This is a genomic window from Nocardioides sp. (genome assembly GCF_051876515.1).
Lineage (GTDB): Bacteria > Actinomycetota > Actinomycetes > Propionibacteriales > Nocardioidaceae > Nocardioides.
Genome location: NZ_JBJEHY010000168.1, coordinates 1 through 8,281, shown reverse-complemented (window position 1 = coordinate 8,281; position 8,281 = coordinate 1). Strand labels below are relative to the sequence as shown.

Here is an 8,281-nt window from a genome sequence, read left to right as displayed (position 1 = left end):
GCGTGCCCGATGAGCCGCTTCGCGGCCGTCGTGGACAGTCCCAGCACCGCACCCAGTTCGGCGGGGGCGCACTCGTCGACCTCGGGGCATCCCTCGCCGGCGATCGGTTCGAAGTCGGCCATCGGACCAGTCCGGAACGCAGCACCCGTACCGGCCTCGCGCGCGGGGTGCGCGAGTGCCCACTCGTACGCGATCGCGAGGAGGCCGGCCTCTGCCTGCTGGGCCGCCACCTGCATCGAACGAGCACGCGCCAGGAGCCCACGGGTGGAGAGGTCCTCCACCGGGCTGCTGGCTGTCGCGGTCGTCTCGAACATGACACCCACGCTAGGGACGCCCACTGACACTCCGGGGCGGGCAGTAGACCAGTGGTTTCGACAGGCTCAACCCACCGCAGGACCCGGGCTCAACCACCGCAGGTCTGGGTCGGCTCAACCGCTGCGACCGTGCTGTCGGGGGCCGGGTCTAGGGTGGCTCGCATGGAGTTCCGGTACTTGGGCAACAGCGGTCTGAAGATCTCGGCGATCACGTACGGCAACTGGTTGACGCACGGCTCGCAGGTGGAGAACGAGGTGGCCACGCAGTGCGTGCGCGCCGCTCTCGACGCGGGGATCTCGTCGTTCGACACCGCCGACGTGTACGCCAACACCGCCGCCGAGACGGTGCTGGGGGAGGCGCTGGCCGGCGAGCGGCGCGAGTCCCTGGAGATCTTCACGAAGGTCTACTGGCCCACCGGCCCGGGCGGCAAGAACGACACCGGCCTGTCGCGCAAGCACATCATGGAGTCGATCAACGGCTCGCTCAAGCGGCTGCAGACCGACTACGTCGACCTCTACCAGGCCCACCGCTTCGACGTGGAGACGCCGCTGGAGGAGACGATGCAGGCGTTCGCCGACGTCGTCCGCCAGGGCAAGGCTCTCTACATCGGCGTCAGCGAGTGGACGGCCGACCAGATCCGTCAGGGCGCCGCGCTGGCCAAGGAGCTGGGGTTCCAGCTGATCTCCAGCCAGCCGCAGTACTCCATGCTGTGGCGCGTCATCGAGGGCGAGGTGGTGCCGACCTCCGAGGAGCTCGGGATCTCGCAGATCGTCTGGAGCCCGATGGCCCAGGGTGTCCTGTCCGGCAAGTACCTCCCGGGCCAGCCGCCGCCAGCCGGTTCGCGCGCCACCGACGAGAAGGGCGGCGCCAACAACATCAAGCGGTTCATGCGTGACGACGTGCTCAGCGCCGTTCAGGACCTGCGTCCGATCGCCGAGGACGCCGGGCTGACTATGCCGCAGCTCGCGGTCGCCTGGACCCTGCAGAACCCCAACGTCGCCGCGGCCCTCGTCGGGGCGTCGCGCCCCGAGCAGGTCCACGACAACGTCAAGGCCGCCGGCGTACGCCTCGAGCCCGAGCTGATGGCTCGCATCGATGCCGCCCTGGCTGGCGTCGTCGTGGACGACCCGGGCATCACCGCGCAGCAGACCCCGGCCACCCGCGTCGTCTGACGCGGGCGCGACCGGGCGGACGCGGCGCGCCTCAGCGACCGAGCAGGCGCCCGAAGAACCCGGGAGTCGAGCCCGCAGCCTGCTTCTCGGCCGCGGTGTGGTCGCCGTTGCACCACTGGTTGGCGGGCACGCCGGCCTTCACGGACGCGACGTGCTGGCCGCACCCGGCCCAGGTGGTCTTCTGGCAGGTCTTGCAGGTGGTGGGTCGGCACATGGTGCGGCTCCGTTCGGTGTGGGGTGGTCAGACCAGCGCAGGAAGGGCCTGGCTGGCGGTGGTTCCGGCGACGACGAGCACCAGGACGGTGAACGCGCCGGACAGACGTGAGGTGTCGGTACGCCGCGCCAGCGCCGTACCCACGAGGGCCGCGGCGCACGAGGCGACGGTGAGGACCGCGACGACGCCCCAGTCGGGCGCGACGCCGCTGCCGGCCCGGCCGGCGAGCGCGACCAGGCTGGTGACGGTGATGACGACCAGCGAGGTGCTGGTTGCCTGGCGCAGGGGCAGGTGCAGGGCCAGCAGCAGCGCCGGCACCACCAGGAACCCGCCGCCGACGCCCAGGAACCCGGTCAGCAGTCCGACCGCCGTGGCGGTCACCAGCACCTTGAGGGCCTGCGGGCAGTCGCAGGCGAAGGTCGGGTGGAAGGTGATGATCGGGTCGTCGATCTGCGGGTACGGCTCCGGCGTGCCCGTCGCTGCCGCCCGGGCACGGCGTACCTGCCGGACGGCCATCAAGGCACCGATGCCGAGCATCAGCACCGAGAACGCCGCGAGCAGGACGTCGTCGCCCACCCGCGTCGAGGCGTGGGCGCCCACCAGTGCGCCGCCGACGGCGACCGCGCTGAAGGCCAGACCGCGCGAGAGCATCACCGTGCGCCGTGCGCCCACGGCGCCGATCAGCGACGTCGCGGCCACCACGACGAGCGACCCGGTGGTGGCCTGGGCCGGGCTCTGGCCCAGCAGGTGCACCAGCACCGGGACGGCCAGGATCGAACCGCCGCCGCCCAGAGCGCCCAGGCTGAGTCCGATCAGGGCTCCGGCAGCGACGGCGACGAGCAGGCTCACACCCCGGCGGGGTCGGAGGCGGCGACCGTGAGGCCCAGTTCGACCGCGGCGTCGAACGCGTCGTCGACGGCGACGACGTGGCGGCCGGCCGCCGAGAGGACCGAGGCCCCGACCGACGCGCGGTAGCCCGCCGCGCAGTGCACCCACACCTCGCCCGGCGGCACCTCGCCGAGGTGGCGCACGAGGTCGTGCAGCGGCACGTTGACCGCTCCCGGGATGTGGGCGGCCGCGTACTCGTCCGACCGGCGCACGTCCAGCACCGCCACGTCGCGGTGGCTGCGCACCTGGGCCAGGTCGGCGAACGTCGCGGTCGCGAACGACGCCAGTGGCTCCGTCGACCAGTCCGACGGCCCGCCGGTGGCGTGTGCGGCGGGGCGGTCGATGCCGATCCGCACCAGCTCGCGCTGGGCCTCGGCGACCTGCTCGACGCTCTCGCCGAGCAGCGTCAACGGGGTGCCCCACTCGACCAGCCATCCGAGGTACGTCGCGAACGGTCCGTCGATGCCGAAGTTGAGGGTGCCGCGCGTGTGCCCGGCCGCGAACGCGGTGCGGTTGCGCAGGTCCACGACCCACTCGCCCGCCTCGATCCGCCGCCGCAGCTCGTCGGCGTCGGCCGACCGCGGGAGCGACAGGTCGGGGGCGTCCGGGCCAGCGCTGTTGGCCGGCGCCATGTGGGCGTAGTACGCCGGGTACGCGCCGAGGCCGGCGAGCAGCTCGCGGACGTAGGTCTCCTCGTCGGAGGTCAGCACGGGGTTGCTGCGCCGCTCGTCGCCGATGGTGGAGTCCGCCGAGGTGGACTGGGTGGCCGAGCAGAACGACCCGAACCCGTGGGTGGGGAAGACGCCGGTCTCGTCGGGGAGCTCGGCCAGGCGGCGGGCCGAGGCGTGCTGGTGGCGGGCCAGCTCCTCCGCGTGCTCGGTGCCGAGCAGGTCCGGGCGCCCGGTGGCGCCGTACAGCAGGGAGCCGCCGGTGAAGACGCCGACGGACTCGCCCGTGCAGGGGTCGCTCAGCGCGTACGACAGGTGGGTGAACGTGTGGCCGGGCGTGGCCAGGACGGTGATCCTCATCCGCTCGGAGACGTCGACGACGTCGCCGTCACGGATCCCGGTGCGCTGGAAGGAGACCTCGTCGTCGGCGTTGACGAGGTAGTCGGCACCGGTCGCAGCGGCCAGGGCGTACCCGCCGGTGACGTAGTCGTTGTGGATGTGCGTCTCCAGCACGTGGGTCAGGCGCACGCCGTCGGCCGCGAGCAGGTCGAGGACGCGGTCGATGTCGCGCTGCGGGTCGACGACGAACGCGGTGCGACCGTCGTGGACGAGGTAGCTGCGGTCGCCGAGCGAGGCGGTCTCGATGGTGTGGACCGTGAGAGCCTCGGCGCCCTCCACCGGACGGCCCGACGCGATCCACGCCTCGGTGCCCCCGGCCACGTTGACGGCGCCGAAGCCGTGCTCGGTGAGCAGGTCGGCCATCGCGCCGGACCGGTTGCCGCTGCGGCACACCAGGTGGACGTCGCGGGAACGGTCGAGCTCGGCGAGGCGCGAGGGCAGCTCGCCCATTGGTACGACCACGGCCCCGGGGACGTGGCCCAGCGCGTACTCGGCGTGCTCGCGCACGTCGATCAGCTGGGCGCCGTTCTCCAGCGCGGTGGCGAGTTCGTCGATGGTGACCTGTCGCACGGCTCTTCCTCTCCCGGGCCCGCGGCCCTCGAAACGATATCCCCCCGGGGGGTTATGATCAGGAATGTAACACAACCCCCCAGGGGGATGTAGAATCGCCGGTGCAGCAAGCCGACAGGAGACTTCCGTGGACCTCGACCCGACCGACATCAAGGCCGTCGTGACGCGCATGAAGCGCGCCCACGGGCACCTGGGCAGCGTCATCCGCATGCTCGAGGACGGCACCGACTGCGAGTCGGCGCTGACCCAGCTCGCGGCCGTCAACAAGGCGCTCTCCCGCGCTGGCTACGCGCTGGTCGCCACCGGCCTCCAGCAGTGCCTCGAGGCCAGTGAGGACGGCCTCGACGGCGTCGACGTCAAGAAGATGGAGAAGCTCTTCCTCTCCCTGGCCTGAGCGCCGACACCCCATGGATCGATGACACGCCCGGCGGGGATTCCGGTCCAGAGCGCCACGCCGCACCGCCATCTCGGCTCTGCCCGCAAGGCGACGCCGATCACCGACTGCGGTGACGCGCGAAGGCCCCGCCGGTCTGACCGGCGGGGCCTTCGGACGGGCGTGGTGTCAGCGCACCCTGAGGGTGCGGGTTGCCTTGCCGGCCGCGTGCTTCTTGCTCCCCTTGTACGCCGCGACGAGGGTGTAGGAACCCTTGCCGCGCGTCGGCAGGGAGACGGTCGCCAGGCCCTTGCGGTTGACCGACACCTTCTTGGTGGCGATCTTCTTGCCGCCGCGCTTGAGGGTGAAGACGACCTTGCCGGCCGGCTTGCCGATCAGGCTCTTCACCACGACGGACGAGGCCACCCGGTTGCCCTTGACCGACGTCGACCGGAACCGGGTGGAGGTCCGGACCTTGTAGGAGAAGGTCGCCTTGCCCGTGAGGTTGACGGAGTCGCTCGGGTCCTTGGTGGAGGTCCAGGTGAAGGTGAGTGCCTTCGCGGTCGCCTTCACGGCGCGTTCCATCAACGCCGGCTCTTCGGGGAGCGCGTCGTTGATCACCTTGGGAGCGGCCAGGTAGGTGTTGGCGATGGTGACGACGGCGGTCTCGAAGTCGGCGCCGTCATCCTCGCCGCTGATGACGATGCGCTGGGTCGTGGGGTCGATGTCGATGTCCAGGCTTCCGGACCAGCCGTTCGGGTTGTCCACCAGGTCCGCAGCGGTCAGCTCGACGCCCGCGCCGGGTACGACATCCTCACGGACGAAGACGGCGGGCTGGCCCGTCCTGAAGTGCGGGAGGTTGAGCTCGACGCGGATGTCGACGGCCTTGGCCTTCGGCGCCGCGGCGGTGGGTGCCGCGACGGCGGGTGCTGCGGCCAGGAGTGAAAGCCCGAGAGTGGCAGTGATGGCGGTGGCGATCGCTCGCACGTTGGAGTTCATGGAGGTCCTCGTGTCGTCGAAGGGCTTTGCGTACGGAGCGTAGTGATGGCGCGCAGCCGCCGCCGACGAATGGCGGATCCTGCCCTTCGTGGTCCGTCGGAGCAGGCGGTCAGTGCTCGCGCGTCACCGAGGGGGCGGTTGCTGCGGAGCGGCGTACGACGACCGCCAGCGCCACGAACGCCAGCCCCCACGCGAAGGCGAGCAGCCCGATCAGGACCGACAGGCTGATCGCGGCCCGGGCGGGGGCCAGCACCAGCAGCAGTCCCAGGATCAGGTCGACGACGGCGCTCATCACCAGCAGCGCCCGGGCGTGCCCGCGGGCCGCGGTGAACCCGGTCGCGACCTCGACGACGGCGCGCACGATGAACCAGATGCCGAGCAGCCACACGAGCGTCACCGCCGTGACGTCGGGGCGGACGAGCGCGATCACGCCGGCGGCCAGGGCCACGACGCCGACGAGCAACGTCATCGCCCGCGAGCGGGCGCCGCGGGTGTGGAACGCCTGCCAGATGGCGCCGATCCCGTCGGCCAGCGCCCAGAAGCCCCACAGCAGCACCATCGCGAGCACGGTGCTCAGCGGCCACGCCATCGCCAGCACGCCGAACACGACGGCGAGGACGCCACGGAGCATGAGGTCCTTCCACGACGCGTCGAGCAGGGCCACGACGGTCTGCAGCGCGGGCGACGCCGGAGCCTCGGCTGCGTCTGGTGCGGCGCCCGGCTGGGGCCGTACGGCGGTGCCGTCGGTGTCGTCGAAGATGGAGTCCGGGTCGGTGCCGCTCATGGTCGCTCCCTGGGTCGTGGGCCTGCGGACGCCCCCACGTCCAGCACCCAGCGTGGAGCACGGCGCGGTGCCTGTCGACCGTCCGATGTGACCAGTTCGCTGCGCCGCGTGCCGGGCGGGACGCGACGGAGCCGCCGGGTGGGTGCTGCGACCCGCCCGACGGCTCCAGCGGTCAGAAGAGCTCGATGTTCTTCGTGACCGTGCTGCTCAGGTGCTGGCCGTCCCCGCGGTAGGTCGCGGTGAACGTCCACTTGCCCTTCTTGAGCTTCTTGAACAGGGCGGTCGCGGTGCCCTTCTTGGTGAGCTTGACGACCTTCTTGACCTTGGCCGAGCCCTTGGTCAGGACCATGTCGACCTTGCCGCCGGGGCGCGGCTTGGGGCCGGTCACCTTGACCGAAGCGCGGACGCTGCGGCCCGGGGCGACCTGGCGCAGCTGGGTCACCTTGGTCGTGGACGTCGCCGGGAACTTGAACTTCGCCAGCCCGGTCAGGTTGGTGGAGTCGGCGATGCTCCAATTGACCTCGACGTAGTTGGAGCCGATCGTGATGGACCGGTCGGGGCTGGCGTCCCCGAACAACTTGTCGGAGACCACCGAGAGTCGGCGGATGTCCGGCGAGGTGATGCGGACCTTGACGGTCTGGAAGTCCCAGCCGGCCGGGTCGGGCGTCAGCACGACGCGGCGGGTGCCGGGTTGGATGTCGACGGCGAGCCAGCCGCCCCAGCCGTCCGGGTTGGAGATCTCATTGAGGTTGGTGAGCTCGACACCGGCCGACGGCGTGACGCCGGTGACCTCGAAGACCTTCGGGCTCCCCGTACGGAAGTCCGGGAGGTTGAGCTCGACACGGATGTCGAGTGCGCCGACGGCGGATGTCGCGGTCGGCGTGGCTGCCTGCGACGTGGGCGTCGCGACGAGTGCTGTGGACGCGAGAGCGAGAACCGCTCCGGCGACGGACGTGCGGGTGAATCGAGTGAACATGGTGAAGCCCTTCCTGATGTGGCAGGGGGTCGATTCGATGTCACCAGGGGCGTCCATGAGGCTATGCCCTCAGTGTGATCCGGCGCGCCCCCCAGATGGGGGAATCCTCATGGAGATCCGTGGCCGAAGTTGCGTGTGAGCTGCGTGCGCGCGAGGGTTCTTCCGTGGGACGAGGACGAGCTTTCGTGGTGCTGCTGGCGACGCTTGCCCTGGTCGTGGGGTGTGGTTCCGGGCATCGGTCCGACGGCGCGTCCCCCTCCAGCGCGCCCGGACCGTCGGCGTCCGACGCGGCCTGGACGGCTCCCCGCTTCGACCCGGCCGAGCACCTTGACTACCAGCTGGGCGGGCCGTCGGAGCCGGCCGAGGGGGTCGGGACCGTGGTGCGCGACCGTACGGCGGACCCCGTCCAGGGACTGTTCAACGTCTGCTACGTCAACGCGTTCCAGACCCAGCCGGGTTCGCGGGCCTTCTGGCGCAAGCGGCCGGGGCTGGTCGTACGTGTGAAGGGGCGCCCGCTGGCGGACCCGGGCTGGCCTGACGAGTGGATCCTCGACATCTCCACCGCACCCAAGCGGAAGCGGCTCGCGCGGATCGTGGACCGGTGGGTCGCCGGGTGCGCGGCCAGCGGCTACGACGCCGTCGAGTACGACAACCTCGACTCGTACACGCGCAGCAAGCGCCGCCTCACCGCCCGCAACGCGACCGCGTACGCCCGCCTGCTCGTCGCCAGCGCCCACCGGCACCGGCTCGCGGCCGCCCAGAAGAACCGCGCCCAGTGGGACGGCAGCAAGGTCGGGTTCGACCTCGCGGTGACGGAGTCGTGCGGCGAGTGGGACGAGTGCGGCGAGTACGTGGACCACTACGGCGACCAGGTGCTCGTGGTCGAGTACGACCGCGCCGGCTTCGACCGCGCGTGCGCCGAG

General features: G+C 71.4%; 9 protein-coding genes and 1 pseudogene. 3 read left to right on the top strand and 7 right to left on the bottom strand.

What is annotated here, in order from left to right:
• Positions 1–314 (bottom strand): annotated as a pseudogene (locus ACI379_RS12755) (hypothetical protein); the annotation flags it as partial.
• A 162-nt stretch (positions 315–476) separates the two neighbouring features.
• Between ACI379_RS12755 and ACI379_RS12750 the strand changes: the two are divergent.
• A complete protein-coding gene (locus tag ACI379_RS12750; protein WP_439792465.1) occupies positions 477–1,487 on the top strand; it encodes an aldo/keto reductase family protein in 1,011 nt (336 codons plus the stop codon).
• Between the two features lie 31 nt (positions 1,488–1,518).
• Here the strand turns inward: ACI379_RS12750 and ACI379_RS12745 are convergent, their stop codons facing one another.
• From ACI379_RS12745 to ACI379_RS12735, 3 genes are read right to left on the bottom strand one after another with little or no spacing between them, the layout of a single operon-like run.
• Complete coding sequence (locus ACI379_RS12745; protein WP_439792464.1) at positions 1,519–1,701, bottom strand: hypothetical protein; 183 nt, start codon at positions 1,699–1,701, stop codon at positions 1,519–1,521.
• A 27-nt stretch (positions 1,702–1,728) separates the two neighbouring features.
• Positions 1,729–2,550: a TSUP family transporter gene (locus ACI379_RS12740; RefSeq protein ID WP_439792463.1), complete on the bottom strand. Its 822-nt coding sequence runs from the start codon at positions 2,548–2,550 to the stop codon at positions 1,729–1,731.
• Positions 2,547–4,226: a rhodanese-like domain-containing protein gene (locus tag ACI379_RS12735; RefSeq protein WP_439792462.1), complete on the bottom strand. Its 1,680-nt coding sequence runs from the start codon at positions 4,224–4,226 to the stop codon at positions 2,547–2,549. The genes ACI379_RS12740 and ACI379_RS12735 overlap by 4 nt, the downstream gene beginning before the upstream one ends.
• 127 nt (positions 4,227–4,353) lie before the next feature.
• Here ACI379_RS12735 and ACI379_RS12730 point away from each other — a divergent pair, with 127 nt between their 5' ends.
• Positions 4,354–4,620, top strand: coding sequence for a metal-sensitive transcriptional regulator (locus tag ACI379_RS12730; RefSeq protein ID WP_439792461.1), 267 nt, complete (start codon positions 4,354–4,356; stop codon positions 4,618–4,620).
• Positions 4,621–4,788: 168 nt separating this feature from the next.
• On the opposite strand, the gene ACI379_RS12725 is transcribed toward ACI379_RS12730, so the two are convergent.
• The 3 genes from ACI379_RS12725 to ACI379_RS12715 all read right to left on the bottom strand — a co-directional run bounded on the left by ACI379_RS12725 (position 4,789) and on the right by ACI379_RS12715 (position 7,358).
• Positions 4,789–5,598, bottom strand: a complete 810-nt coding sequence (locus ACI379_RS12725) for an Ig-like domain repeat protein (protein WP_439792460.1) — start codon at positions 5,596–5,598, stop codon at positions 4,789–4,791.
• 109 nt (positions 5,599–5,707) lie between these two features.
• Positions 5,708–6,382, bottom strand: a complete 675-nt coding sequence (locus ACI379_RS12720) for an HdeD family acid-resistance protein (RefSeq protein WP_439792459.1) — start codon at positions 6,380–6,382, stop codon at positions 5,708–5,710.
• Between the two features lie 172 nt (positions 6,383–6,554).
• Positions 6,555–7,358, bottom strand: a complete 804-nt coding sequence (locus tag ACI379_RS12715) for an Ig-like domain repeat protein (protein ID WP_439792458.1) — start codon at positions 7,356–7,358, stop codon at positions 6,555–6,557.
• Between the two features lie 164 nt (positions 7,359–7,522).
• On the opposite strand from ACI379_RS12715, the gene ACI379_RS12710 reads away from it, so the two are divergent.
• The coding region (locus ACI379_RS12710) for an endo alpha-1,4 polygalactosaminidase (RefSeq protein WP_439792457.1) at positions 7,523–8,281 on the top strand (759 nt) is incomplete at its 3' end.